At 54.1% G+C, this 25,963-nt stretch carries 21 protein-coding genes and 1 tRNA gene; 17 read left to right on the top strand and 5 right to left on the bottom strand.

The annotated features are described in order from the left end of the window. Window positions 1-2 precede the first annotated feature (2 nt). From AC6I8R_RS17370 to mrdA, 11 genes are all read left to right on the top strand, one after another. Window positions 3-1,106 (top strand): amidohydrolase, encoded by a 1,104-nt coding sequence (locus AC6I8R_RS17370; protein ID WP_415173203.1) that lies wholly within the window; start codon window positions 3-5, stop codon window positions 1,104-1,106. A gap of 246 nt (window positions 1,107-1,352) precedes the next feature. Further along, window positions 1,353-2,942 (top strand): peptide chain release factor 3, encoded by a 1,590-nt coding sequence (gene prfC, locus AC6I8R_RS17365; RefSeq protein WP_013510477.1) that lies wholly within the window; start codon window positions 1,353-1,355, stop codon window positions 2,940-2,942. Window positions 2,943-3,200: 258 nt separating this feature from the next. Next, window positions 3,201-3,815, top strand: a complete 615-nt coding sequence (gene osmY / locus AC6I8R_RS17360) for a molecular chaperone OsmY (RefSeq protein ID WP_021183407.1) — start codon at window positions 3,201-3,203, stop codon at window positions 3,813-3,815. Window positions 3,816-3,928: 113 nt separating this feature from the next. Next, on the top strand, window positions 3,929-4,090 hold the full coding sequence (locus AC6I8R_RS17355; protein ID WP_013510475.1) for a DUF1328 domain-containing protein: 162 nt from the start codon (window positions 3,929-3,931) through the stop codon (window positions 4,088-4,090). 143 nt (window positions 4,091-4,233) lie between these two features. Further along, the gene (locus AC6I8R_RS17350; protein ID WP_036625486.1) at window positions 4,234-5,286 is read left to right on the top strand and encodes a patatin-like phospholipase family protein; all 1,053 of its coding nucleotides are present in this window, start codon (window positions 4,234-4,236) and stop codon (window positions 5,284-5,286) included. Beyond that, window positions 5,283-6,059, top strand: coding sequence for a TatD family hydrolase (locus AC6I8R_RS17345; RefSeq protein WP_497832626.1), 777 nt, complete (start codon window positions 5,283-5,285; stop codon window positions 6,057-6,059). The genes AC6I8R_RS17350 and AC6I8R_RS17345 overlap by 4 nt, the downstream gene beginning before the upstream one ends. A 283-nt stretch (window positions 6,060-6,342) precedes the next feature. Further along, on the top strand, window positions 6,343-7,122 hold the full coding sequence (gene deoC / locus AC6I8R_RS17340; RefSeq protein ID WP_415173206.1) for a deoxyribose-phosphate aldolase: 780 nt from the start codon (window positions 6,343-6,345) through the stop codon (window positions 7,120-7,122). Window positions 7,123-7,175: 53 nt separating this feature from the next. Then, window positions 7,176-8,498, top strand: coding sequence for a thymidine phosphorylase (deoA, locus tag AC6I8R_RS17335; RefSeq protein ID WP_497832625.1), 1,323 nt, complete (start codon window positions 7,176-7,178; stop codon window positions 8,496-8,498). Window positions 8,499-8,593: 95 nt separating this feature from the next. After that, window positions 8,594-9,817, top strand: a complete 1,224-nt coding sequence (gene deoB / locus AC6I8R_RS17330; RefSeq protein ID WP_497832624.1) for a phosphopentomutase — start codon at window positions 8,594-8,596, stop codon at window positions 9,815-9,817. Window positions 9,818-9,850: 33 nt separating this feature from the next. Beyond that, window positions 9,851-10,564 (top strand): purine-nucleoside phosphorylase, encoded by a 714-nt coding sequence (gene deoD / locus AC6I8R_RS17325; protein WP_013510469.1) that lies wholly within the window; start codon window positions 9,851-9,853, stop codon window positions 10,562-10,564. A gap of 345 nt (window positions 10,565-10,909) precedes the next feature. Continuing rightward, on the top strand, window positions 10,910-12,802 hold the full coding sequence (gene mrdA, locus AC6I8R_RS17320) for a penicillin-binding protein 2 (protein WP_497832623.1): 1,893 nt from the start codon (window positions 10,910-10,912) through the stop codon (window positions 12,800-12,802). Window positions 12,803-12,846: 44 nt separating this feature from the next. Here the strand turns inward: mrdA and AC6I8R_RS17315 are convergent, their stop codons facing one another. After that, a complete protein-coding gene (locus AC6I8R_RS17315; protein ID WP_497832622.1) occupies window positions 12,847-14,169 on the bottom strand; it encodes a methyl-accepting chemotaxis protein in 1,323 nt (440 codons plus the stop codon). 193 nt (window positions 14,170-14,362) lie between these two features. Here AC6I8R_RS17315 and AC6I8R_RS17310 point away from each other — a divergent pair. After that, a tRNA-Phe gene (locus tag AC6I8R_RS17310) sits at window positions 14,363-14,438 on the top strand. An 86-nt stretch (window positions 14,439-14,524) separates the two neighbouring features. Here AC6I8R_RS17310 and AC6I8R_RS17305 read toward each other — a convergent pair. Next, the gene (locus AC6I8R_RS17305; protein ID WP_497832621.1) at window positions 14,525-17,062 is read right to left on the bottom strand and encodes a M60 family metallopeptidase; all 2,538 of its coding nucleotides are present in this window, start codon (window positions 17,060-17,062) and stop codon (window positions 14,525-14,527) included. A gap of 477 nt (window positions 17,063-17,539) precedes the next feature. Here AC6I8R_RS17305 and yfiR point away from each other — a divergent pair, with 477 nt between their 5' ends. The 3 genes from yfiR to yfiB are packed head-to-tail and all read left to right on the top strand — an operon-like array spanning window position 17,540 to window position 19,795. Then, window positions 17,540-18,109 (top strand): regulatory sequestration protein YfiR, encoded by a 570-nt coding sequence (gene yfiR / locus AC6I8R_RS17300; protein ID WP_497832620.1) that lies wholly within the window; start codon window positions 17,540-17,542, stop codon window positions 18,107-18,109. 1 nt (window position 18,110) lies between these two features. Next, window positions 18,111-19,325 (top strand): diguanylate cyclase DgcN/YfiN, encoded by a 1,215-nt coding sequence (dgcN, locus tag AC6I8R_RS17295; RefSeq protein ID WP_415174829.1) that lies wholly within the window; start codon window positions 18,111-18,113, stop codon window positions 19,323-19,325. Then, a complete protein-coding gene (yfiB, locus tag AC6I8R_RS17290) occupies window positions 19,322-19,795 on the top strand; it encodes an outer membrane lipoprotein YfiB (RefSeq protein WP_036625454.1) in 474 nt (157 codons plus the stop codon). The genes dgcN and yfiB overlap by 4 nt, the downstream gene beginning before the upstream one ends. Window positions 19,796-19,878: 83 nt before the next feature. Here yfiB and AC6I8R_RS17285 read toward each other — a convergent pair whose 3' ends face one another. After that, on the bottom strand, window positions 19,879-21,123 hold the full coding sequence (locus AC6I8R_RS17285; RefSeq protein WP_415174916.1) for an LVIVD repeat-containing protein: 1,245 nt from the start codon (window positions 21,121-21,123) through the stop codon (window positions 19,879-19,881). A gap of 8 nt (window positions 21,124-21,131) precedes the next feature. Then, window positions 21,132-22,196, bottom strand: a complete 1,065-nt coding sequence (locus AC6I8R_RS17280) for a sugar ABC transporter substrate-binding protein (protein WP_208723625.1) — start codon at window positions 22,194-22,196, stop codon at window positions 21,132-21,134. Window positions 22,197-22,400: 204 nt separating this feature from the next. Here AC6I8R_RS17280 and AC6I8R_RS17275 point away from each other — a divergent pair, with 204 nt between their 5' ends. Further along, window positions 22,401-23,486 (top strand): oxidoreductase, encoded by a 1,086-nt coding sequence (locus AC6I8R_RS17275; RefSeq protein WP_497832619.1) that lies wholly within the window; start codon window positions 22,401-22,403, stop codon window positions 23,484-23,486. Between the two features lie 84 nt (window positions 23,487-23,570). Here AC6I8R_RS17275 and uxuA read toward each other — a convergent pair whose 3' ends face one another. Next, window positions 23,571-24,635 carry a mannonate dehydratase gene (gene uxuA, locus AC6I8R_RS17270; protein ID WP_036625611.1) on the bottom strand — a complete coding sequence of 355 codons (1,065 nt, stop codon included), beginning with the start codon at window positions 24,633-24,635 and terminating at the stop codon, window positions 23,571-23,573. A 370-nt stretch (window positions 24,636-25,005) separates the two neighbouring features. On the opposite strand from uxuA, the gene AC6I8R_RS17265 reads away from it, so the two are divergent. Continuing rightward, entirely contained in the window at window positions 25,006-25,953 is a 948-nt protein-coding gene (locus AC6I8R_RS17265; protein WP_497832618.1) for a diguanylate cyclase domain-containing protein, read from the top strand. The last annotated feature ends 10 nt before the right edge of the window (window positions 25,954-25,963 follow it).

The following is a 25,963-nucleotide window of genomic DNA, read 5'->3' as shown; positions in this document are numbered from 1 at the left end:
CGGTGTCCAACGTCTTAGAACATTATCATTTTCTGCATGAAATCCCGGAACTGGGTTTTCAGGAGTTTAAAACCTCAGCCTATATCGCCGACCAGCTGGAACAGGCGGGGATCAAAGTCACTCGCGGCATTAACAACACCACCGGCATTGTGGCGGAAATTGACAGCGGTGTGCCCGGCCCGGTGCTGGCATTGCGTGCGGATATGGATGCACTGGGACATGTCATTGATGGTGTCGCTTGTGCACGCCATACCTGCGGCCATGATGGTCACTCCTCGGTGGTACTGACTGCCGCACAGGAGCTGTTGAAAGAAGGGGCAATCAAAAAAGGCCGCCTGAAGTTATTGTTCCAACCCGCTGAGGAACTGGGCGCAGGCGCGCTGTCGATGATCGAGGGCGGGGCGATGGAGGATGTCGAGATGATCCTCGGTTTCCATGTGCGCCCGCTGGAAGAATGCCATGTGGGACAGGCGACGCCTGCGGTGATCTATTCTGCCTGTAGCACGCTGGAAGCGACCATCAAAGGCGTTCCGGCCCATGCGGCACGCCCGCACCTTGGCGTGAATGCGCTCGACGCGGCGGTACAGGCGGTGCAGGCCGTGAACAGTATCCATCTGTCACCGGGGCTGAACTGGAGCGTCAAAGCGACACGTTTTCTCTGTGATGCCGGTGTCACCAACTCGGTACCGGATGAAGCGCGCGTGGTGTGGGACCTGCGTTCGCAGGAAAACGAACCGATGGATATCCTCAAACATAAAGTGACGCAGGCGGTGCTCAATAGCGTTGCGGCACTGGGGGCAACTGCCGAGGTGGTGGTGCTGAAGGAAATGCCTGCGGCGGAGATCCATGAGGAAGCGACGGCGGTGATTCGGGCGGCGATTGTTGATGTGCTGGGCGAAGAGGGCCTGCTGGGCGCGAAAACGACGCCAGGCAGTGAAGATTTCTTCTATTACCCGGTGAAATGCCCAACGGTAAAAGCCGGATTCTGGGGATTAGGCACCAACCTGGTGCCGGGCCTGCATCACCCTGAGATGCGTTTTGAACTGAGTTCGCTGGAAATTGGGGTGAAGATCTTCAAAGCCGCTGTAACACGGGTTCTGGGTTAGTTTGTCCTTGCCCTCACCCTAACCCTCTCCCGCCAGCGGGAGAGGGGACCGATCGAGCATATAGCACACCTCCTTCTCCCGCTGGCGGGAGAAGGCTGGGATGAGGGGGCAGCGTGCACCCAACATTCCCCACCTCACTGAAATATTGTATGCTATGCCGCCTGAATAACCGCTGGCTCAGCCCCGGTCACCCTGATTTATTCGCAGCGCGCGGCTCGTGCGTTGCCCTTTGAGAAGATTTCACTGATGTCTAATGCTCCCTTTTTACAAGAGGTGGCGCGCCGCCGTACCTTCGCGATCATTTCGCACCCGGACGCCGGTAAAACCACTATCACCGAGAAAGTTCTGCTGTTCGGACAGGCTATCCAGACCGCCGGTACGGTAAAAGGCCGTGGATCAAACCAACACGCCAAATCCGACTGGATGGAGATGGAGAAGCAGCGTGGTATCTCCATCACCACCTCGGTGATGCAGTTCCCCTATCGTGACAGCCTGGTGAACCTGCTGGATACCCCCGGGCACGAAGACTTCTCGGAAGATACCTACCGTACGCTGACGGCGGTGGACTGCTGCCTGATGGTGATCGATGCCGCCAAAGGTGTTGAAGATCGTACCCGTAAGCTGATGGAAGTGACCCGTCTGCGTGATACGCCGATCATCACCTTTATGAACAAACTTGACCGTGATATCCGCGACCCGATGGAGCTGCTGGATGAAGTCGAGAACGAGCTGAAGATCGCCTGTGCGCCTATTACCTGGCCGATCGGCTGCGGCAAACTGTTTAAAGGCGTGTATCACCTCTACAACGATGAAACCTACCTGTACCAGACTGGTCAGGGGCACACCATTCAGGAAGTGCGTATCGTTAAAGGGCTGAACAACCCGGATCTCGACAAAGCCGTCGGTGAAGATCTGGCGCAGCAGCTGCGCGATGAGCTGGAGCTGGTGCAGGGTGCATCCAACGAATTTGATGAAGAGTTGTTCCTGAGCGGCGAAATCACCCCGGTGTTTTTCGGCACCGCGCTGGGTAACTTTGGTGTTGACCATATGCTGGATGGCCTGGTTTCCTGGGCACCGGCACCGATGCCGCGTCAGAGCGACACCCGTACCGTGGAAGCTAAAGAAGAGAAGTTCAGCGGCTTCGTGTTCAAGATTCAGGCCAACATGGACCCGAAACACCGCGACCGCGTGGCTTTTATGCGCGTGGTATCCGGTAAATATGAGAAGGGCATGAAGCTGCGTCAGGTTCGCATCGGCAAAGATGTGGTGATCTCTGACGCGCTGACCTTTATGGCCGGTGACCGTTCACATGTGGAAGAAGCCTATCCGGGCGATATCATCGGTCTGCACAACCACGGCACCATCCAGATTGGCGACACCTTTACCCAGGGTGAGAACATGAAGTTCACCGGTATTCCGAACTTCGCCCCTGAGCTGTTCCGTCGTATTCGCCTGCGCGATCCGCTGAAGCAGAAACAATTGCTGAAGGGTCTGGTGCAGCTGTCGGAAGAGGGTGCGGTACAGGTATTCCGTCCGGTGCATAACAACGATTTGATCGTTGGTGCGGTGGGTGTGTTGCAGTTTGACGTGGTGGTCGCGCGCCTGAAAAGCGAATACAACGTTGAAGCAATTTACGAATCGGTCAACGTGGCAACCGCGCGTTGGGTTGAATGCGCTGACGTGAAGAAATTCGATGAATTTCAACGTAAAAACGAGATCAACCTTGCGCTGGATGGCGGTGATAACCTGACCTATATTGCCCCGACCATGGTGAATCTGAATATCACCCAGGAACGTTATCCTGACGTGACTTTCCGCAAAACGCGCGAGCATTAATCGCCGTTTTCTCCAGGGCCTGTGGTTTCCACTGGCCCTGTTTTTCCCTTCCAGACTCCTCTTAAAAACGCTGTTTTTTTCGCTTTTTGGCGAGATATCAACCACAAAAACCGGCAAAACCCTCAGTCCCGTCTATGATCATTCTGTCGGACGAGAAAAGAAACTTCAGGTTTCATTGCGTCTATTATCGCAGCAACGCCGTTTGTTGCTGGCTCATTCGCGGTTGCGGATGCGTAAACGGATAGAAGGATGATATCGATGATTAAGACTAAGATTGCCAAAACCCTGATTGCCGCGCTGGCGGGTTCGGCCCTGATGAGTGGCGCTGCACTGGCCGATGAATCCCTGACGCAAAAAGCGCAGGCGACCGCCGACAGTGCCGGGGCAAAAATCGATAGCTCTATGAAAAAAGTCGGTGGGTATATGGATGACAGCGGTATCACCGCCAAAGCGAAAGCGGCGCTGGTGGATGATGAAGCGATAAAAAGCACGGATATCTCAGTAAACACGCATCAGGGCGTGGTGACCTTGAGCGGTTTTGTCACCTCTCAGGACCAGGCGGAAAAAGCCGTGGCCGTGGTGCAGAAAGTTGAAGGGGTGAAATCCGTCAGTGACAAACTGCACGTTAAAGACAGCAAAACCACTTCACTGAAAGGTTATGCCGGGGATGCGGCAACCACCAGTGAAATCAAAGCTAAACTTTTAGCGGATGACATCGTGCCATCACGCAACGTGAAGGTGGAAACCACGGATGGCGTGGTGCAGTTGTCCGGTACGGTCGCCAACAAGGCGCAGTCGGACCGCGCTGAGCAAATCGCCAAAGCCATTGAAGGCGTGAAAAGTGTCAAGAATGACCTGACGATTAAATCTTAACCCTGGGCGCTGCGGCTTTTCGTATCCGCCGCAGCGTAATAACAACATCTTTCTGCACACCCACATTGGGATGAACTAAGCAGTTCGATTTTCACGATGGTAAGGAGAGGCTTATGTTTCGTTGGGGCATTATCTTTCTGGTGATCGCACTGATTGCTGCAGCATTAGGATTTGGCGGTCTGGCGGGTACGGCAGCATGGGCGGCTAAAATTGTCTTTATTGTCGGTATTATTCTGTTCCTCATCAGCCTGTTTACCGGGCGTAAACGACCCTGACTCTGAGTCATAGTTCGCTCACCCGGCAGTAGCCTGAAGCGGAGACCAGTCAGGGCATAATAATGACTGGTTCTCCGGGTTGCGGGCGGTGGCGATTCTGCGCTTTAGCACCCCTCAGAGAAAGAACCGCTGAGGGACACATCTTGGGTATACGCATCCCTGTGACGCTGGGAACCATCGAACCCTTAGCGCTCACGCCCTTCAAATCAAACAAAATTGCGCTGGTGTGCGAAGGTGGCGGTCAACGCGGCATTTTTACCGCCGGAGTGCTGGATGAGTTTCAGCGCGCAGGCTTCAATCCTTTTGATCTGATGCTTGGCACCTCCGCAGGCGCACAAAATCTCTCAGCGTATGTCTGCGCCCAACCGGGTTATGCGCGGCGCGTGATCACCCGTTACACCACCAGCAAACTCTTCTTTGATCCGGTGCGTTTTGTGCGTGGCGGAAATCTGATCGATCTGGACTGGCTGGTAGATATCACCAGTCAGGAGCTGCCGTTGGCGATGAGCACGGCGGAGGGGCTGTTTGCCAAAGGCAGTGAGTTTTATATGTGCGCCTGCCGCAGCGATGATTACAGCGCGCATTACTTCAGCCCAACCCGCAATACCTGGCTCGATATCATCAGAGCCTCCAGCGCCATTCCGGGGTTCTATCGCAGCGGCGTGGAGATGGATGGCATCAGTTATCTGGATGGCGGTATCAGCGATGCCATTCCGGTGCGTGAGGCGGCCCGGCGGGGTGCCGATACCGTTGTGGTGATTCGCACCGTTCCGTCGCAGATGTCGTACACACCGAAATGGATCAAGCGCATGGAACGCTGGCTGAGCGACAGCGCTTTGCAGCCAATGATCAACATCTTGCATCAGCACGAAGAAAGTTATCATGATATTCAACAATTTATCGATCAGCCGCCGGGGGATTTGCGCATTATCGAGATCTTCCCACCCAAACCCTTAGCCAGTAACGCGCTGGGCAGTCGCATCGCCTCGTTGAATCAGGATTACCATCTGGGGCGGCGCTGCGGCCGCTATTTCCTGGCCACGCTCGGTCAGTGGCTGAGTGATGCTGAGCCATTTGTGCGGCATACTGTCGTTACGCCACCTGCTGCGGTGGCGAATGCGCCGGATAACCGCGAGGTCAACACGCCTGACGTGGCCGGTAACGATGCTGATTATGATGCAGGTTCGCTGGCATGAGATTTATCGATACCCACTGTCATTTTGACTTCCCGCCGTTTGTTGATGCGGCGGAAGCGAGCATTGTGCGTGCTGCGCAGACAGGGGTTGAACGTATTATTGTACCCAGCGTCGATGCCAGTCGCTTTGCGCTGGTCAGCCAGTTGGCACAACAACATGCCGCGTTATATGCCGCGCTGGGGCTGCATCCGATTCAGATCGCCGTGCATCAGGATACGCACCTCGATCAACTGACGGATTGTCTGCACACCCCGGACGTAAAACGCGTGGCATTGGGGGAGATCGGACTCGATCTGTATATGGACGATCCCCAGTTCGACAAACAAACCCGGCTGTTGGATGGGCAGTTGAAGCTGGCCAAACGTTTCGATCTGCCGGTGATCCTCCATTCACGTCGTACCCACGATCAGCTGGCGCTGCATTTGCGCCGTCACGATCTGCCGCGCCGTGGTGTGGTGCACGGTTTTGCCGGTAGCCTGCAACAGGCACAGCGTTTTATTCAACTTGGCTATGCGATCGGCGTCGGTGGCACCATTACCTATGAACGCGCCAGTAAAACGCGTAACACCATCGCAGCATTGCCGCTGGATTCCCTGTTACTGGAAACCGATGCGCCTGATATGCCGCTGAACGGTTATCAGGGCGAACCCAACCGCCCGGAGCGAGCACGGCTGGTGTTTGATGTCTTGTGCCAGCTACGCCGTGAGCCGCCGGATATCATCGCTGATGCGCTTTGGCAAAACAGCCTGCGCGTCTTCTATCTCCCCGACTGAGCCTGGTCTGATCCCTGCGTGCTGCTCTGAATTGGCTACATTTACAGGGTGGTGGCGACACAACTTTCTCAATTAATGTGATAATAATAACATCTGCATTCCCGATCATGTCGGGCGCGCAATGGCGATATTTTGTGATGTTTATCACTTAATAAATGTATTATTTGCACAGTTTTCTTTTTTCATGTGATGAGTGATCGAATATTTCGTCGCTCAGATTGTTAGAATTATCACATTCCCTGGCGGGCGACTTCCGCCCAGGCTGACTTTTTTGGAGAGCACCATGACTGATTTCACCGCAGCCGCGCAGCGCGCACTGCAACTGATGGATTTGACCACACTGAACGATGACGATACTGACGAAAAAGTGATCGCGCTGTGCCGCCAGGCCAAATCACCCGCCGGTAACACCGCCGCTATCTGTATCTACCCGCGCTTTATCCCGGTGGCGCGCAAAGCGCTGCGTGAGCAGGGCACACCGGAAATCCGCATCGCCACGGTGACCAACTTCCCGCATGGCAATGATGATCTGGATATCGCACTGGCGGAAACCCGCGCGGCGATCGCTTACGGTGCCGATGAGGTGGACGTGGTGTTCCCGTATCGCGCGCTGCTGGCGGGCAACCGTCAGATCGGTTTTGATCTGGTGAAAGCCTGCAAAGAAGCTTGTGCGGCATCCGGTGTATTGCTGAAAGTCATTATCGAAAGCGGTGAACTGAAAGATGCGGCGTTAATCCGTGAGGCTTCCGAAATCGCTATCGATGCCGGTGCCGACTTTATCAAAACCTCCACCGGTAAGGTGCCGGTCAACGCCACGCCGGAAACCGCCGCTATCATGCTGAGCGTGATCCGCGATAAAGGCGTGCAGCAGCAGGTCGGTTTTAAACCGGCAGGTGGCGTGCGCAGCGCAGAGGATGCGGCCCACTATCTGCAACTGGCCGACGATATCCTTGGTGCGGGTTGGGCGGATGCGCGCCATTTCCGCTTTGGCGCTTCCAGCCTGTTGGCGAGCCTGCTTAATACGCTGGGCCATGCCACCACCGCCAGCAAAGCTGGGTATTAATTGTTTTCGTAGCGGCGCGATTTATCGCGCGATTTTCAGCCGGGGAGGCAACCTTGTTCCTGCCACAAGAAATTATTCGCAAAAAACGCGATGGTCGTGAGTTGAGCGAAGCGGAGATCCGTTTCTTTATCAACGGTGTGCGTGATAACAGCGTATCAGAAGGACAAATTGCCGCGCTGGCGATGACCATCTGGTTCCACGATATGTCGCTGGCCGAACGCGTGGCGCTGACGATGGCGATGCGTGATTCCGGCACGGTGTTGAACTGGCAGGCGCTGAACCTCAACGGGCCAATTGTCGATAAACATTCAACCGGCGGCGTGGGTGATGTGACTTCGCTGATGCTTGGCCCGATGATCGCCGCCTGCGGTGGTTATGTGCCGATGATCTCGGGTCGTGGTCTTGGCCATACCGGCGGCACGCTGGATAAGCTGGAAGCGATCCCCGGTTTTGACATCTTCCCGAGCGATGATCGTTTCCGCGAGATCATCAAAGAAAATGGGGTGGCGATCATCGGGCAGACCAACTCGCTGGCACCGGCTGACAAACGTTTTTACGCGACACGCGATATCACCGCCACCGTTGATTCGATCCCGCTGATCACCGCCTCGATCCTGGCGAAAAAGCTGGCGGAAGGGCTGGATGCGTTGGTGATGGATGTCAAAGTGGGCAGCGGTGCCTTTATGCCAACCTTTGAAGCCTCAGAAAATCTGGCACGGGCGATTGTCGGCGTTGCCAATGGCGCAGGGTGCAAAACTACCGCGCTGCTGACCGACATGAATCAGGTGCTGGCTTCCAGCGCCGGTAACGCTCTGGAAGTGCGCGAAGCGGTGCAGTTCCTTACCGGCGAAGCGCGTAATCCCCGCCTGCTGGAGGTAACGCTGGCGCTGTGCAGTGAAATGCTGATATCCGGCAAGCTGGCGTCAAATGACTCCGAGGCTCGGCAGCAGTTGCAACGGGTGCTGGATAACGGCCAGGCGGCAGAGGTGTTTGGCCGTATGGTAGCCGCGCAGCAAGGCCCGACGGACTTTATCCAGCGTATGGACCATTACCTGCCTGCCGCCATGCTGAGTAAAGCGGTGTATGCCGACCAGCCGAGCATTGTCAGCGCGATGGATACCCGCGCCCTCGGCATGGCGGTGGTGGCACTGGGCGGTGGCCGTCAACGCGCCAGCGATACCATTGATTACAGCGTCGGTCTGAGCGAAATGATTACCCTTGGGGCGCAGGCTGATGCACAACGCCCGCTGGCGGTAATCCACGCCGCAACCGAAGCGCAATGGCAGCAGGCTGCCGCTGCGGTCAAAGCAGCCATCACCCTGAGCGACATTGCACCGCCTGAGACGCCGGTGGTTTATCGCCGCATCAGCGAATAGTTGCCGCCGCCGCGTGCCAGGCCGAAGCCATTCGGGTATACTGATCTGATCGCTTTTTTTTGACTTGTCATCGCGCAGTTGCGCAGGAGACTTGCATGAAACGTGCTTTTATTATGGTGCTCGACTCCTTTGGGATCGGCTCCAGCAAAGACGCCGCTAAGTTCGGCGATGAAGGATCGGATACGCTCGGCCATATCGCCGAAGCGTGCTTTGCAGGCCAGGCCAATGAAGGCCGCGAAGGCCCGCTGCACTTGCCAAACCTCACCGCGCTGGGGTTGGGTAAAGCCGCTGAACTCTCCACCGGGCGTTTCCCGCCAGGGTTGGATCCGCGTGCAGAAATTATCGGTGCCTATGCCTACGCCAGTGAACTCTCCTCCGGTAAAGATACGCCGTCAGGCCATTGGGAAATCGCCGGTGTGCCGGTACTGTTCGACTGGGGCTACTTCAGCGACAAGGAGAACAGCTTCCCGCAGGAACTGCTGGATAAACTGGTACAACGCGCCGATCTGCCAGGCTACCTCGGCAACTGTCACTCATCCGGGACGGTGATCCTTGACCAACTCGGCGAGGAGCACATGAAAACCGGCAAGCCGATTTTCTACACCTCGGCGGATTCGGTATTCCAGATTGCCTGCCATGAAGAGACGTTTGGACTGGAGCGGCTATACCAGCTGTGCGAAATCGCCCGTGAGGAGCTGACAGAAGGTGGCTACAACATTGGCCGTGTGATTGCGCGCCCGTTTGTTGGCGACAAGGCCGGTCACTTCCAGCGCACCGGCAACCGCCACGATCTCGCGGTTGAACCACCGTCACCGACCATGCTGAAAAAGCTGGTGGATGAGAAGGGCGGCGAAGTGATTTCCGTGGGCAAAATCGCGGATATCTACGCGCAGCAGGGCATCACGCAAAAAGTGAAAGCCACCGGTCTGGATGAATTGTTCGACGCCACGATCGCGCAAATGAAGAAAGCGCCGGATCAGTCGATTGTGTTCACCAACTTCGTCGATTTTGACTCGACCTGGGGCCATCGTCGCGATATCGCCGGTTATGCTGGCGGGCTGGAGCTGTTTGACCGTCGCCTGCCTGAGCTGATGGAGCTGGTGAAGGAGGATGACATTCTGATCCTGACCGCTGACCACGGTTGTGACCCCAGCTGGCACGGTACCGAACATACCCGTGAGCATATTCCGGTGTTGATCTACGGCCCGAAAGTTAAACCCGGCTCTCTGGGTTATCGTGATACCTTTGCCGATATCGGCCAGACAATCGCACACTATTTTGGCCTGTCCAGCATGGACTACGGCAAAAGCATGCTGTAAAACAGCGACCAATTTTTAATAAGGAAAATAACGATGGCAACGCCTCATATTAATGCAGAAATGGGTGATTTCGCGGACGTGGTTCTGATGCCGGGCGATCCGCTGCGTGCGAAGCACATTGCAGAAACCTTCCTCGAAAATGCGGTTGAAGTGAACAACGTACGCGGCATGCTGGGCTACACCGGGACATACAAAGGTCGCAAAATTTCGGTGATGGGCCACGGTATGGGTATCCCATCCTGCTCGATCTACGCCAAAGAACTGATCACCGAGTTTGGTGTGAAGAAGATTATCCGTGTAGGTTCCTGCGGCGCGGTGCGTGCGGATGTGAAACTGCGCGATATCGTCATTGGTATGGGTGCCAGCACGGATTCCAAAGTGAACCGTATGCGCTTCAAAGACCACGATTTTGCTGCGATTGCCGATTTCGACATGGTGCGTAACGCCGTTGATGCGGCTAAAGCTCTGGGTGTTGACGCGCGCGTTGGTAACATCTTCTCCGCTGACCTGTTCTACACCCCGGACCCGCAGATGTTCGACGTCATGGAAAAGTACGGCATCCTCGGTGTGGAGATGGAAGCGGCGGGTATCTACGGCGTGGCAGCAGAATTTGGTGCCAAAGCGCTGGCGATCTGTACCGTGTCGGATCATATCCGTACCCACGAGCAGACCACAGCGGCTGAGCGTCAGACTACCTTCAACGATATGATTAAGATCGCGCTGGAGTCGGTGCTGCTGGGGGATTAATTCCTCTGCGCTTGGTTACCCTCACCCCGGCCCTCTCCCATGAGGGAGAGGGAGACGTGCAATATGCTCGATCGTTCCCTCTCCCGCAAGCGGGAGACGTGCAATATGCTCGATCGTTCCCTCTCCTGCTTGCGGGAGACGTGCAATATGCTCGATCAGTTCCCTCTCCCGTTTGCGGGAGATAGAAACACGCTCGATCGGTTCCCTCTCCCGCTTGCGGGAGAGGGTTAGGGTGAGGGGTGAAACCATCTGTCACACTTTTACCCAGGCTTGTGCATCTTCCTGCTGGCTCTGACGCGAGAACTCCCTATCATTAGCGGGCTAACGATGAGATAAAGCCCCCCAATGAATTTCCGTAATTTCGAAGCCGAAGAGAAACTGTTTGTTCGCCGCGCGATCGTGGCCTTTGCGTTGGTGGTGATCTGTTTCACTATCCTCGGTGTTAACCTCTACCATTTGCAGGTGGATGAGCACAGCTACTACGCGACGCGATCCAACGAAAACGACATCAAAATGATCCCCATCGCGCCGACGCGCGGGCTGATTTACGATCGCAACGGCATTCCGCTGGTGCGTAATGTCACCTGGTACGACATCCTGCTGACCCCTTACAAAATCGATGATATGAAGGCGACCATTGCAGCGCTGACGCCGATTGTCGATTTAACCCCGGAAGAGATCGACACCTTCTGGAAAAACCTCAAGCAAAACAGCCGCTACAAACCGGTGGTGCTGAAAGAAGAACTGACTGACGAGCAGGTGGCGCGATTTGCAGTCAACCAATTCCGCTTTACCGGCGTGAGTATCGATACCTACCAGGATCGCCAATATCCCTATGGTGCTGACCTGGCGCATGTGGTCGGTTATGTGTCGAAAATCAACGATAACGACTACAAACGCCTGAACGAAGAGGGCGTGGGTGAAAACTATGCCGCTGACCATAACATCGGTAAGCAGGGCATTGAAGGCTATTACGAATCGGTTCTGCATGGCAAAACCGGTTATCAGGAAGTCGAAGTGGATAACCACGGTCGCATCGTGCGCGTCCTGAAAGAAGTGCCGCCGGTTGCCGGGAAAAATATCTATCTGACGCTCGACCTGCATCTGCAACAGTATGTCGAGAGCCAACTGGTGGGGCAACGCGCGGCGGTGCTGATTGAGGATCCGCATGATGGCAGCGTGCTGGCAATGGTTTCCAGCCCCAGCTATGACCCGAACCCCTTTGTGAAAGGCATCAGTTATCAGGCGTATAAAACCCTGTTGCAGGATAAGAACCTGCCGTTGATTAACCGTGTGACCCAGGGCCTTTACCCGCCTGCTTCAACGGTGAAACCCTATATGGCGATGTCGGCGCTGCTAACTGGTGTCATCACCCCGCAAACCACCTTCTTTGGCGCGCCGACCTGGACGCTGCCGGGGACCGATCGTAAATACCGCGACTGGAAAAAAAGCGGTCACGGCATGCTGGATGTGACGCGCGCGATTGAGGAGTCGGCGGACACCTTCTTCTATCAGGTGGCGTTTATGATGGGGATTGACCGCATCCACCATATGCTCAGCCAGTTTGGCTACGGTAAACCGACCGGTATCGATCTCAATGAAGAGTACGCCGGACTGCTGCCGAGCCGCGAATGGAAACAGAAAGTTCATAAGAAGGGCTGGTATCAGGGCGACACCGTCTCGGTGGGGATTGGACAAGGCTACTGGATTGCGACGCCGATTCAGATGGTAAAAGCGTTGGTGGCGTTAATTAACAATGGTCGGGTGATTAATCCGCATCTGTTAGGGAAAGTGCAGCTTGGCACCACCCAGCAGGCATATGAGCCAAAAGATCCGCAACCGCAAATTGGCGACCCGAAATCACCCTACTGGTCGCTGGTACGCCATGCCATGTTTGGCATGGCGAATGCACCTAACGGCACCGGTTATAAATATTTCCACACCGCCCCTTACGGCATAGCGGCAAAAAGCGGGACATCACAGGTATTTAGCCTGCGGCAGAACCAGGTCTACAACGCGAAAATGATCCCGACGCGCCTGCGTGACCATATTTTTTACACCGCCTTTGCGCCGTTCAACGATCCTAAAGTGGCGGTGGCGTTGATTCTGGAAAACGGCGGGAATGAAGGGATTACCGCTGCGCCGGTGATGCGTAATATCCTCGACCATATCTTTCTGCCGCCGCCAGCCGTGCCGCTGGAGACCGCGAATATCGCTAACACGCCTGCGGCTCATTAATGGAACCACCCCGCTGTGTCACCAGGTCAGCGGGGTAGTGCCGATTACTCGCCTTTTAACGTCTTGGTGACGTGGCTAATGGCACGCACGACATCGTCGGCACTGTCACGGATTTCTGTCATCACGCCGCCAGCCTGTTGGGCCAGCGCAACGCCCTGATCGGCGCGCTTCAGGTTGGATTCAATCCCTTTCAACGCCTTATCCGCCAGTTGGTGGTTCTGCTGCACCTTGCTCTCAATTTCGCTGGTGGCGCGGTTAATGTTGGCCGCCAGGGTTCGCACCTCGTTGGCGACCACCGCAAAGCTGCGACCGTGTTCACCGGCGCGCGCAGCTTCAATTGCCGCGTTAAGCGCCAACAGATTGGTTTGATTTGCGATACTGCGAATACTTTCCACAATCGCGCCGATACGGTCGGAGGAATTGCTCAGGTTATGGATATCGCCGGAAATATCCTGAAGCTCACTGGCAAGGTCATGCATGGTTTGCACGCTGCTCTCAATCACCGTTGCGCCAAGTCGGGTGTTTTCCGTGGTTTGCTGGGCGGTTTGATAGGCCTGCTGGGCCGCCTTGCGCTCCTGTTGGTTCTTCTCCACCTGTGCCGTGACGTCAGTGGCAAACTTCACCACTTTATACAGCTCACCGTGTTCGCTAAATACCGGGTTATAGGTGGCACGCAGCCAGACGATGCTGCCTTGTTTGTTCACGCGCTGAAACTGACCGGAAATAAACTCACCTCGATTCAGTTTCTGCCAGAACTGCTGATATTCTGGGCTGTTACGTAGCTCCTCCGTGCAGAACAGGCTGTGATGGCGACCCACGATCTCATCGGCATGATAATGCATGGTGTTGAGGAAGTTAGCATTGGCTTGCAGCACTTCACCTTTCAGGTTAAAGGCAATGACGGCCATAGAGCGCTCAATGGCCGTGGTCATGGCGCGTTGTTCCTGGGCATCAACAATATGCTCAGTAATATCCGTCGCCAGCTTAATGATTTTAATCACCCGACCGCTGCGATCCTGCACCGGCACATAATTGGCTTCCAGCCAGATGGGACGGCTGTTTTTAGCCACCCGCAGAAACTTATCGCTGAAGGCTTCGCCGCGATTCAGCCGCCGCCAAAAATCACCATATTGGGGTGACTGGATCAGATCGGCCGTACAGAACATGTTGTGATGTTGACCGACGATTTCCGCCAATGTGTATCCCATACAACTGAGAAACAGGTCATTGGCGGTCAGGATACGTCCTTGCGGTGTGAACTCGATGATGGCGATAGCATCATGCAACGCGTGAAGCGTGGCTGAGGGATGGCTGCGCCGCTGCCACGCCAAACGTGACAGAATGCCTGATGTGATAGTGGTAAACATGGTGAACCTTATTTTATTGGTATGGTATCAGTTCGGTTATCGGCGCGATCGATTAAAAATTCACCGAAAAAGCGTGACTGGACATGAATTTTTACCACTTAGTCCGTTGGTTGCTGCAAAAGACGGCAGTCAGTTGCATTTCGCTGAAAAGCGTTTGACGGTACGGGCTGGTTAGGGTTTAATGCGCCCCGTTGCCCGAATAGCTCAGTCGGTAGAGCAGGGGATTGAAAATCCCCGTGTCCCTGGTTCGATTCCGGGTTCGGGCACCAAAATTCAGAAAACCCAGCCTTATGGCTGGGTTTTTGCTTTTGGGGCCAGAACAAACCTTTTGCTCAGGGCAACGAATCAGCAAGGATTAATGGTATTTCCATGCCTGAGTCCAACTGATTCCTTTACCTGGCTCATAATGCATCTGTGACCACTGGCCCGTCTGGCTGCACCAGCCGGCAACGGTACACTCAAACAGCTTACCGTCATGTTTCACCACATCACCTTTCGTATAACGGGTGCCATACACCCAGGCTGGGTAATCGCTACCTCCGTTCGCAATAGCCGGAACCGTAATTTCCTCCTCCAAATCGCGACTATGGTTACCTGCGGTGACGGTCACTTTAACCTTCAGGGTTTGTGGCTGAGTGGTTTTGGTCACCGTGAAACTTTGGTTAGCCCAGCCGTTAGTGCCACCGTGAGCAACGGCGGGTAAGGTCCAGCGATAAGACGGGGTGCTGGTTGAGGTGACGTCAGCGGAGACGCCGCCGCTAAAGACCATGCTTTCACCTCTGTCATTGGCAATCATCTTCAGCTTCGCAGCGGTGACAAATGCCTGATCACTATTCTGTACCGGCGTTGTCACATTGATCGTGTGGTTTTGTGAGGCAGTACGTGCACCTGCGACACTGGTTGCGGTCACTTTTACGGTGTAGCTACCGGCTTCCAGACCGGATTTCACCTGCCCATGTTGGTCAATTCCTGCGGTAACAACCTGGTTGCCTTTTAACAGTGACCAGTTATAACTGGCTTGTTCAAAGTTAGCCTGCGCCTCCAGTTGAACCGGTGAAGTGGAATCCATACTTACCGGGCCGATAACGTCGACTGCTGGCGCGATGGCGGAGACGGTCAGCGTTTTTCTGTCGCTTCCGTGCTTACTGCTCGCCGTAACTTCAAAACGCGTAGAGACGTTAGCCACATTCTTAGGAATCACCACCTCCACTGTCGCGGTGTTGTTGGTTTTGGTGTAGATACGCGCATCGCCATCAATGCGCTTCCATTGATAGCTGACATCATTCTGGTCGCTGCTGGCGGTGACGCTATAACCAAAACCATTGTTGTAAGTTGCGACAGCGACGATGTTGTCCCGACTCAGATTCACCTGGGGTGCCTGCTGCTCGCCTTGCTCTTCACCTGGTTGTGGTAGTTTGAGATCAGCAACTTTCTGTCCAGCCTGGGCGCTGAAATTCAGTCCCCACTGCGTGAAGTACTGGCGTAAATCCTGCCCGGCAGCCTGGCTGTAAGCCACCACACTAAAGTCGATGACCTTTTGTTTTGAACCAATAACGGAATCGGTCTTTTCTGCGATGGTAGTGCCTGGTGCCTGCTGAATTGCCTTCAAACGCCTTTGGTTAACGTGAGGGAAGAAATCTTCACCATATGAGAAGCGTAAACGTGAAAAGAAGTTGAGTTGCTTCCAGAGGTTATTAATGGCGCTGTAATCTGGATAATGCATGCCGGAAGCAATAAAGTTAGCCACTGCCTGCTTGTCCCAGATACCCTCTTCAGGAGAAATATCGACATGGCACTGGTTCAGGGGAACTTCGCGACCCTTAAACATTTGGCAGGCTTCAATGGAATAGCGGTTAACCTGGATTTCAGAGAAGGTGCTAAAGGCCTCTTTAATCGGCTCGTACTCATGACCAATTTCATGCCAGATTCCCCAGTTATCGCCGTTCTTATCATTCATGCGATTGGCATGGAAGCCGACACCGATATAACCGTTGCGATAATCCGCGAAGCAACAGTTATCGTAATTCGTGAACATCGAACCCATGGGGGAGGTGAATAGATATTCTGTACCATCCATACCATTGATCTTTTCGTACAGCGCCGCGACACGCAGGTTGTCACCCAATACTTTGCCAACTATTTCATCGGTTTGCTGTGCGATTCGGTTCGGAACTACCGTGTTTGCATGCCCGTCATATAAGAGCGCAAAACCAAATTTACCTGCAACCGTTTTACTTCCCGCCCAATCACTTTGGCGACTCTGCCCTAAAATAAATAAATGGCTGTTGCTGCCGCCATTTATTTTAAAGGGAACAAATTCGCTCACTTGTTGTTTATCCGGATCACCACAGCCTAATAATAAAACGCCGGATTTTTTAAACGTGTAGGTGTTGTCGCTTTGCGAGGTTAATTGTTGTTGGTCCAGATACATGGCATCTTTATCCGCAAACTCACGCCCAGTCGCCGCATAGCACTTTGCGCCCGCAGGGATATTGCCAACACTCACGGTGATATTTTGTCCGGCTTCACCAAAGGTTCGGGTAAAAAAGAAAATACCACGACCCATGGTGGCATAAGGTGCGTTGATCCAATCTTTGGTTTCATGGTGGGCCACCGGCATATTGTAACGATCCGGGAACCCGGGAGGGTACATCTCCATCGTTCGTTTCAGCCAGAATAAAGGTGTGCGGCTATCGAACGAATCTCGGAGTCCTTTCTCCGTATCCTGACGTAATTCTTCCAGGCTGGTGCCAATATGCGGCAGCGCCTCAATAAACCCGGCATTGCTGCTAAATTCTTCCCACCACGGAGAGCTGCTGGCGCTTGCATGACCTGTAAGCAGCAGCGGGGAAAGTGCCAGGGTGATCCCCATAGCTAATTGATTTAACTTCACGATTTTTCATTCCATTGAGATGTAGTCCCGGTATTCTTGTTGCTGTTGAAATATTTTGAAATCAGATAGTGGAATGCGGTGATAAGAAGATTCCAGGCCGCGGTGAGATGCCTCTGCTTTCTCTACGCTGCAACGTGCGATACAAGTAGACGCCTGGCTCAGGCGATCGTCAGCAGGCAGGACAGAAAATTCCGATAAAGTTGGGTGACGTCTTCGCTATTCGGCCCATTTTTGTTTAAAAATGGTCTGGTTTTCTTTATCAACTCCATGATAAATAATTATTTATTTTTTTATTTAGATCCGCTTTTTAATAAAGTTTTCTCATGGTGGTAGGTCCAATAATTATCATGGTTTTTTTGTAATGCCCGGTACAATTCGCCAGGGTTCTGCGCTATTTCTCATGGGGAGGTGGTGGGGATCTATTCATATTTCGACGACGATGGTAAAATTTTGCCCATAACCTTCAGGGATGGATGTATGCCAATAAAATCAGAAAAACTCCGCATCCCGAGTGGAATGCATTCCTTTATGTCGGTAATTACCCTGACCAGGATGTTCATTATCTCTCTCCCTTGTATCTTCCTGTTTATTTTAATGCCCTCGCGTGCCGTCGCTGCACAAGACGACGCGGCGAATCGCATTGTCAGCGGGATTATCAGCTTTACACATTGGCCGGGTCTGGAACGTCTGCCGAAACTCTGTGTGCTGCCTTCTTCACAGCATCTCTCTTTGCCGTCAACCCAGACGGGCAATGGCTATACGGTGAGTTATCTCGTCAGCGAGAATGATCTGTTAACCGCGCAGTGTGATGCCGTGTATTTTGGCGCTCAGTCCCCGCAGCAGCAGGCACAGTTGCTGGAGCAAATCAGCAGCAGACCCGTTCTGGCGATTGCTGAAAATAACCCGGAATGTACCATTGGCGCGGCTTTTTGCCTTATTTTCCATCAGGATAAAACGGTGTTTTCTGTCAATCTCGATTCACTGGCCCGGAGCGGTGTGAAAGTAAATTCAGAAGTGTTGTTACTGTCTCGCAAAGGAAGTCAGTAAGATGAAATTCGAAGATATAAAAACAGAAAAATCATCTATACGGAATAAGTTACGAAAAATCAGTACCATCAATGCTGCGGTTATTTTACTGCTGTGCTGGTTATTACTTTTTTCCACCTCCATGTTGTTTATTAAAAGTTATGAGAAAAGAAACCTCGAACTTATCGCGAATACGTTAAGTACCAGCCTGACTGCGGCCACCGTATTTGAAGACAGCTATGACGCGAAGAAAAAAGTGGTACTGCTTGGTTCGCAGGGGATGTTCTCTGCGGCAAAACTGATCTCGTCGGAACAAACGGTGTTAGTGGACTGGCAGGATACGACCAATGACGATAGCCGGTTTCAGCGCCTGCTGCGCCAATGGATCTATGCCGAACCTTTAACGGTGAATGTAACCCATGAAGATGCTGTGGTGGGGACGCTGACGCTGTCGGGGACCGTAACCAATGTGGCGGATTTCATTGAATACTCAGTCATTATTCTGTCCTGTAGCATGATTTTCGTTTTTATCGTTTCGTTTCTGGTCAGTGAGCTTTTGCATCGTGGCATTCTTGCCTCCTTCAGAAATATCACCAGCACCATTCATTATGTCATCCGTTCCGGGGATTTTTCCCCACGTATTTCTGGCAGTTCCACCAAAGAGTTTCAGGTGTTCTCCGAGGACCTCAACTCGTTGCTGGCAGAGATGCAAACCCTGAAAGCTTCACTGCTGCGGGATAATAAGTCACTGGCGGCTAAAGCGCTGAAAGATCCATTGACCGGGCTGGCAAACCGGACGGCATTTATCAGCAAACTGAATCAACTGCTGGATCAGCAACTGGCGCAGGAAAATTTCGTGCTGTTGTTTCTGGATGGTGATCGTTTCAAAAGCATTAACGACACCTGGGGCCATGCCGCAGGCGATGAAGTGCTGCAAAGCATCGCTTCCCGACTCTCTGGCCTGGTGACGAAGCGTGACCTGGTGGCGCGTCTGGGAGGCGATGAGTTTGCTATTTTGATCACCAGTATGACCAGTGAAGAGGAGTTGCAGCAGCTCACCAGCACGATTGAAACGAGTATCACGCAAAAGATCGCCATTTCGGCAGGCGTCAATATCACCACGTCCGTGACGATTGGTTATGCCTGGTCGCAACACGGTGATTCTGTGACCTCGATTCTTGAACGTGCAGATATGCACATGTACAAAAATAAAGGGATTACAAAGGTATCAGGATGAAAATTAAAGCGTTCCTTCTCTTGTGCATCATTGCTTGCGCCGGATGTCAGTCAAAAAGAACCTTCACGGACGAGCAAATTGCGGCTATGCGTCAGGAGGGATTCAGCCCGAATGCCGAAGGCTGGGGACTGGGGATGTCTGACAAAATTCTGTTCGGGATTAATGAGTCAGAGCTGACGCCAGAAAGTAAAACTACCATTAACCGTATGGCGACCAACCTGGCCGCGACCGGTATTGAGCATTTGCGTATTGATGGTCACACCGACAATTACGGCACCGACAGTTACAACGAACAGCTGTCACTGAAGCGCGCCAACGCGGTGGCAACGCAGTGGGCTGAGGGGGCGTCGCTGCCGCGCAGCAATATTGAAACCCGCGGATTAGGAAAGAAATATCCGGTAACCAGCAATAACAACGCCCAGGGACGTGCGCAGAACCGGCGTGTGGCGGTGGTGATTACCGCACCATAGCCCTCTCTGTCGCGCGATAAATCGTGCCGCTACAAACTATCGAACATTCCGTAGCGGCGCGATTTATCGCGCAGAAAAGTTGGCTACCCCAGATACTCAATAATCGATAACCCACCGTTGTAATCGGTGCTGTAAATTATCCCCTGCGCATCGACAAACACATCACAACTCTGAATCACCCGCGGGCGATCGGGCCGGGTGTCCATCATGCGTGCAGGTGCTGCGGGCACCAGCGCGCCCGTTTCTTTGGGTTGATACGGATTGGAGATGTCGTATGCGCGCACGCCAGCATTCTGATAAGTGGCGAAAATCAGCGTGTCGCTAACAAAGCTGCCGGGTCGATTCTCATGCAAATTATGCGGGCCAAAATGCGCCCCTTTTGCCACATAATCGCGTTCATCAGGTTGCGGGAAGGTGGCGATGCTCACCGGGTTGGCCGGTTCGCGGATATCAAACAACCAAATCAGCTTCTCGCCATCTTGTTGGTTATCCAGCACCGCTTCATCCAGCACCACCAACAGATCGCGCGCCGGTAACGGCAGCGCGGTATGAGTGCCGCCGCCAAAGGGAGGGCTCCAGTTGCGATGGCTGATGAGTTGCGGCGCGCTGCGATCGCTGACATCCAGCAGCGTCAACCCGCCATCGCGCCAGCATCCATAAGCGGTATCGCCGCTGATAATCGCGTGGTGCAATGCATAACGTTTTCCTTCCGGCCAGTCAGGCGTTTCACCGCCAGCGGTATGCATGCCCGGCAGCCACCAGCGTCCGGCGACGGCAGGGTGTTGCGGATCGGCTAAATCAATGGTCAGCAAAATATAATCGCTGAAACCCGCAATCAGCGCAGATACATAGGCCCAGCGCCCGCCAACATACCAGATACGATGGATGCCAATGCCATCGAGCGCGAGAAAGGCGATTTCACGCGGCTGCGCCGGTGAGGAGATATCAAAAATGCGCAGCCCGGATTGCCAGCTTGTTTCCTGAATATCCGCCGTGGTCTGACCGACCGCGCGGGTGTAGTAGACCTTTTCATCCGCGAAACGCACATCAGCAAACAGATCACGCGCGTTGATCACCAGCAACAGGTCGTCATGGGCCTGCAAATGCACATTCCAGGTACCGGGTGGCGCGGCGACGTAGTTGACGGTTTTGGGTTGGCGCGCATCGCGCACGTCAATCACACTAAAGCCTTGTGACACCATATGGCCGACGTAAGCAAAACCGCGATGCACCATCACCTGCACGCCATCCGGGCGTCCGCCCTGATCGCTGTGCCCAATCAGCCGCATGTTGCGGCTGTATTCCGGGGTGGGGAGTGAGGTTGTCATGGCTGACCTCATTGCGCTTTGGCGGCCAGGGTGGCAAACCACGGCGCGACAAAATCGTTACTCTGGCCCCAGCCGGGGATCACTTTTTGCAAAGCTGCCACGTTGGCCGCGCCGGGTTGGCCGGTGACCAACGATTGTGGGATAGCCGAAGCTTTAAAGTCATAACTGGCCGGAGTGGCTTCACCCGCCAGTTTATAGGCAATCAGGCGCATATTGATGGCACCAATCAGCCGGGGATCGACTGCCACGCTGACCTTCCACGGGCTGTTTTTTTCGCGCATCAACTGCAAATCGCCGTTGGAGATATCGATGCTGTAGAGCTTGATTTCAGTGCGGCCATTCTCCTGCAAGGCTTTATAGGCCCCCTGGCTGAAGGCATCCCAGGTACCCCAGATGGCATCGATTTTCCCTTTCGGGTATTTCGCCAGCAGCGCACCGACTTTGTTGGCGGTATCGCCCTGCACATCGGCGGAAACCGCGCCTACGGACTCCAGTTCATGAATGCCGGGATTGGCTTTCTTGATCTCCGCCCAGGCGGCCTGGCGGCGCTCCATCGGCGGGAAGCCCGCCACCCACAATTTGATGATGTTGGCTTTGCCGTTGAAGTCTTTGATTAACGGTTGCAGCGACAGTTGTGTCAGTGACGCGTCATCCTGCTGCGTCACCGTAACGCCCGGCGGCGTGTTATCCACCGATGTATCAAAAACGGACAGCGCAATGCCGCTGTCATGAATACGTTTCACCAACTCGGTGGAGTAGGGCGCGCGTCCCTGTGACAGGATGATGCCGTCATATTTCTGGCTGATCGCCTGATTCACAAAGTCCTGAAAACGCGCATCGTCGCCCTGACTCAGGAAGGTACTGACTTTAAAGCCCAACTGTTTACCCTGCTGGATGGCTCCGGCGACAAACTGGGTGGTGTTATCGTCGGAACCCAGATTGCGGATCACTGCCACCCGAATCGGTCCCTGATGATTTGCCAACGCCGCAGGCAGCGGTGCCAACGTTTGTGCGGCACTGGCAAAGCTGCTGATCAGGCTCAGCGATAACAACGTAACGGCCAATGATTTCATGCAATTTCCCCGAATAGTGATGAATGATAAGCAGGTGGCGCGCCGCTGATTTTTATTGTGGTAAGCGGGCGATCTGTGCGGATTTTTCATCCTCCGCGTAAGGTTGGCAATCAAGGAAAAGGCATAAGTAATGCCAGATAAATCATTAGCTTTGCAGGCAGCGGAGGCTGACGATAACGGTTTCTTTTTCAGGGAAACCCCATTATGAGCGAACATCCGATTCAGGTCGTACCCGGCCCGGCCAACTACTACTCACATCCCGGCGCGATTGCCCGACTACGTGATTACTACAGCGAAGATCAGCTGCGCCATGCCATCTGGGTGGGTGGGCGCCAGGCACTGGCAGCGGCACGGCACTGGCTGGAGCCGTTGACGTTGCCAGGGGCGATGGTTGATATCTTTGGCGGCCATTGCAGCGCGCATGAGGTCACGCGGTTGGCGCAACGGGCAGGCAACGATCGTCAGGTGGTGATTGGCGTCGGCGGCGGTACGGTGCTGGATACCGCCAAAGCGCTGGCGCATCGGTTGAATTTGCCGGTGGTGACGATACCGACCATCGCCGCCACCTGCGCGGCCTGGACGCCGCTTTCCGTCTGGTATAACGAGGCGGGCGAAGCGCTGCATTTTGAAATCTTTCCCCACGCCAACCATCTGTTGTTGCTGGAACCGGAGATCATCTTGCAGGCACCAGCGCGTTATTTGCAGGCGGGCATTGGCGATACGCTGGCGAAGTGGTATGAGGCGGTGGTACTGGCACCGCAGCCTGAAACCCTGCCACTGACGGTACGGCTCGGGCTGGATGTGGCGCAGACGCTGCGCGATGTCTTGCTGGAGAAAAGCGCCGCCGCGCTCAGCGACCAGCGTGCGCAGCAACTGACGCTGGCGTTCCGCGATGTGGTGGACGCGATTGTCGCCGGGGGCGGCATGGTCGGGGGACTTGGTGAGCGCTATACACGGATTGCGGCGGCGCATGCGGTGCATAACGGCTTAACCACCCTGCCACAAACGGCAGCGTTCCTGCATGGCACGAAAGTTGCGTATGGGATTCTGGTGCAGAGCGCGTTACTGGGGCAACACGACATCACCCGGCAACTGATTGCCGCCTATAAACGCTTCGATTTACCCACCACGCTGGCGCAGTTGGACGTGGATATCCGCCAGCGCGATCAGGTCGATCGTGTTATTCAGCACACGCTGCGTCCGGTGGAATCGATTCATTATTTGCCGGTTACGTTGACGCCTGCAACGCTGTGGGCAGCGATTGAGCAGGTAGAGGCGCAGGGCGTTTAAACAAAACTGCGCGATAAATCGCGCCGCTACACAATGTTCCGTGCTGTAGCGGCGCGATTTATCGCGCATGTCAGTACAAAAGGATCAACGCTTACTCAGCGCTTCCCACAGTCCCAGCAGGTAGGTGGTGCCCAGTGCGCGGTCATACAAACCATAACCCGGGCGGCCGGTTTCTCCCCAGATAAAGCGACCATGATCGGAACGGATATAGCCGTCGAAACCATTGTCGTACATCGCCTTCAGCACCTGATACATATCCAGCGAGCCATACTCGGTGGGGTGTGCGCATTCATAGAAATCCTTGTCCTGAATGATTTTGATATTACGCACATGGGCAAACGGGATGCGCTTGCGGCGTGAGAATTCGGCCAGAATCGCATACACATCGTTCTGCGGATCTTCGGCGATCGAGCCGGTACACAGGGTAATACAGTTGGCTGGTGAATCGACCACATTACAAATCCAGTCGAGATCGTCGCGGTTTTTGACCACGCGCGGTAGGCCGAAGATCGAGTACGGTGGATCATCCGGGTGGATCGCCATCTTCACACCCACCTCTTCACACACCGGGATCACCGCTTTCAGGAAATATGCCAGGTTTTCACGCAGTTTTGCGTCATCCACCCCTTCATATTTAGCAAACAGCTCCTGCACTTTTGCCAGTCGCTCCGGCTCCCAGCCTGGCAGAACAAAACCGTTGGAGCTGGCCAGTACCTCTTTCACCACTTCGTCGAGACTTTTATCGATACCTTTCTTCTCGAACGCCATAGTAATGGAGCCGTCCGGCAACACGTAATTCATTTCGGTCTTCATCCAGTCGAACACCGGCATGAAGTTGTAGCAAATCACCTTCACCCCGACTTCGGCCAGGTTACGGATGCTTTGCTTGTAGTTCTCAATATATTGATCGCGACTTGGCAGGCCGATTTTGATGTCGTCATGAATGTTGACGCTCTCAATTACTTCCACGGTCAGGCCCGCAGCATGTGCCTGATCGACCAGCGCCTTGATCTTATCTTTCGGCCAGGTTTCACCCACTGGCACATCGTAGAGCGCACCGACGATGCCACGCACGCCCGGCACCTGGCGAATATATTCCAGCGAAACTTTATCTTCTTTCGGACCAAACCAACGCATTGTCAGCTGCATAATGTCATCCACCGTCATCGTGTTTCTGTGATAACTGCTAAGCTACCATTCTAGTATTCATGATGACAGCACCCTGCTGCCGATAAGCCTTGATCCGTGTCACAGAACACAATTTATCCATTGGCCGCGCGCTGGCGATCACGGATAAACCGCAGCGGCCCAAAATGCAATCTTAATCCGGTCGCAGATATGCCTTATTAACTACCAGAAATAGTTAAAAACAGCGTGGTTTGCTGCTAATCAGCAAGCGGAACGGTATTACATCTGATTTTGTGGAAATTTAACGCCACTGATCGGCTTTTCAATTGGAGCATTTACAGAATATTCCTGGCAGGCACAATAAACCTTATTTGCTCGCCGTCCGTGAATTATGTCCGATGAAGCGCTGCTCCAGCAGATTCAGAACCTGAAAAAGCATAATGCGCGACTCAAGCGTATAGCGCATGACGCCCGCAATAAGCTGAGCGCAGCGCTGGACGGCACCGGGCTGTGCCTGTGGCAACTGGATATCCCCAGCGGAAAATTGGTTATTTTTAACCGACGTTGGGGAGCGATGCTGGGCTTCCAGCCGAAAGAGTTGAACGCGAAGTTTGAAGTGTGGCGCGAGCATCTGCACCCGGAAGATGCGGATGATGTGCTGAAAGCGTTCTACGACCATATCGAAGGCCGTGCTCCTTATTACGAAGCGTTGCATCGCATGGTGGCGAAAAACGGCACCATCACCTGGGTGCTGGATCGTGGGCGCGTCAGCGAATGGGACGAGCAGGGCAATCCGCTGAAGGTGACGGGTACGCATATCGACATGACCAAAGAGAAGAATTATGAAGCGCAGCTTTCGACGCTGGCGAATCATGATCCGCTCACCGGTCTTACCAATCGTCATTCGCTGCAAACCCATTTCAGTCAGATGAAAAAGCAGGGGCCGCTGTGTCTCGCTTATATCGATCTGGATAACTTTAAACACGTCAATGACACCCTCGGGCATCGCAGCGGCGATGAAGTGTTGATGCAACTCAGTCAGCGGATGCGGGATGCGGTGCTGTCTTCGGTGGTGATTGGTCGTATTGGCGGTGATGAGTTTGTGCTGCTGATGCCGTTTTTGATCGACTTCCCTAAGGTGAGAATCATGGCTCAGACTCTGCTGGACGCCGCCCTTACACCGTTCGAAGTGGGGAATGGAACGGCAGAAATTGGCGCATCGATTGGGATTGCGCAGGTACAGATGCATGATGGCTTCGACGACGCACTGATGCGCGCCGATGAAGCCATGTATAGCATTAAAAAGAACGGCAAACAGGGCTTTGGCCTGGTGCCCTAACAGCACGATA

The organism is Pantoea sp. X-Soil-OKNW-713 (assembly GCF_059730685.1).
The sequence above is the reverse complement of the archived record's forward strand: the minus strand, read 5'-3'. Positions and strand labels throughout refer to the sequence as shown.

What these genes read in the sequence shown, in the direction of transcription:
- prfC (WP_013510477.1), top strand. Translation starts at nt 1,353, where the DNA reads ATGTCTAATGCTCCCTTTTTACAAGAGGTGGCGCGCCGCCGTACCTTC.
- osmY (WP_021183407.1), top strand. Translation starts at nt 3,201, where the DNA reads ATGATTAAGACTAAGATTGCCAAAACCCTGATTGCCGCGCTGGCGGGT.
- AC6I8R_RS17355 (WP_013510475.1), top strand. Translation starts at nt 3,929, where the DNA reads ATGTTTCGTTGGGGCATTATCTTTCTGGTGATCGCACTGATTGCTGCA.
- AC6I8R_RS17345 (WP_497832626.1), top strand. Translation starts at nt 5,283, where the DNA reads ATGAGATTTATCGATACCCACTGTCATTTTGACTTCCCGCCGTTTGTT.
- deoC (WP_415173206.1), top strand. Translation starts at nt 6,343, where the DNA reads ATGACTGATTTCACCGCAGCCGCGCAGCGCGCACTGCAACTGATGGAT.
- deoB (WP_497832624.1), top strand. Translation starts at nt 8,594, where the DNA reads ATGAAACGTGCTTTTATTATGGTGCTCGACTCCTTTGGGATCGGCTCC.
- deoD (WP_013510469.1), top strand. Translation starts at nt 9,851, where the DNA reads ATGGCAACGCCTCATATTAATGCAGAAATGGGTGATTTCGCGGACGTG.
- mrdA (WP_497832623.1), top strand. Translation starts at nt 10,910, where the DNA reads ATGAATTTCCGTAATTTCGAAGCCGAAGAGAAACTGTTTGTTCGCCGC.
- AC6I8R_RS17315 (WP_497832622.1), bottom strand. Translation starts at nt 14,169, where the DNA reads ATGTTTACCACTATCACATCAGGCATTCTGTCACGTTTGGCGTGGCAG.
- yfiR (WP_497832620.1), top strand. Translation starts at nt 17,540, where the DNA reads ATGCCAATAAAATCAGAAAAACTCCGCATCCCGAGTGGAATGCATTCC.
- dgcN (WP_415174829.1), top strand. Translation starts at nt 18,111, where the DNA reads ATGAAATTCGAAGATATAAAAACAGAAAAATCATCTATACGGAATAAG.
- yfiB (WP_036625454.1), top strand. Translation starts at nt 19,322, where the DNA reads ATGAAAATTAAAGCGTTCCTTCTCTTGTGCATCATTGCTTGCGCCGGA.
- AC6I8R_RS17285 (WP_415174916.1), bottom strand. Translation starts at nt 21,123, where the DNA reads ATGACAACCTCACTCCCCACCCCGGAATACAGCCGCAACATGCGGCTG.
- AC6I8R_RS17280 (WP_208723625.1), bottom strand. Translation starts at nt 22,196, where the DNA reads ATGAAATCATTGGCCGTTACGTTGTTATCGCTGAGCCTGATCAGCAGC.
- AC6I8R_RS17275 (WP_497832619.1), top strand. Translation starts at nt 22,401, where the DNA reads ATGAGCGAACATCCGATTCAGGTCGTACCCGGCCCGGCCAACTACTAC.
- uxuA (WP_036625611.1), bottom strand. Translation starts at nt 24,635, where the DNA reads ATGCAGCTGACAATGCGTTGGTTTGGTCCGAAAGAAGATAAAGTTTCG.
- AC6I8R_RS17265 (WP_497832618.1), top strand. Translation starts at nt 25,006, where the DNA reads ATGTCCGATGAAGCGCTGCTCCAGCAGATTCAGAACCTGAAAAAGCAT.